Raw genomic sequence first — 544 nt, 5'->3', positions numbered from 1 at the left:
CGAGATGTTCAGCGACACGAAAAACGAGCAGACCAATGCTACAACCACGTTGAGCACTATCGACTTTCTATTCCATACCCAAAGCAAAAACGCAGCAAGCGGTATTGCCAACAACGGGTATATATGGATCATAGGCCGGGAACCCAGGCCATTGATATAATTGTAACAATACCACGAGTAGATGATGTATACATACAACGGAAACAACAGCCCAAGACACCAAAACCACTGTTTGATGTAGCGATACAGGAAGAAGCCTGCAAGCGAAAACACCATGATGGGTGAATACGGCAGCCAGCCATTGCTGTAATAAAAAAGCCCCTCAAGGATCTTTGGGTCGTTCCAGTTGAACGATTGTCCGCCGTAGCTGTAGAACAGATAGCTGCCCGTCATCATCTTCCAGTAAAGCAGCTGTGGAATGATCGGTAGAATGAAGACGGCTGCGGCACCCAATACTTTCCGGAGGTGCGTCCGTAAAAATGCCAGGCGTTGAATAAGCGTTTCTTTACTATATACACCATACAAGGCCGGAACAAGCAGGCAG

Annotated in this window: 1 protein-coding gene; it reads right to left on the bottom strand. The window is 47.2% G+C overall.

Going from position 1 to position 544, the window contains the following annotated elements:
• On the bottom strand, positions 1–544 hold a 544-nt coding region (locus P2W82_RS24715), incomplete at both ends, for a hypothetical protein (protein ID WP_336518634.1).

The sequence above is a fragment of the Pollutibacter soli genome, from assembly GCA_029269725.1.
GTDB lineage: Bacteria > Bacteroidota > Bacteroidia > Chitinophagales > Chitinophagaceae > Pollutibacter > Pollutibacter soli.
The sequence above is the reverse complement of the archived record's forward strand: the minus strand, read 5'-3'. Positions and strand labels throughout refer to the sequence as shown.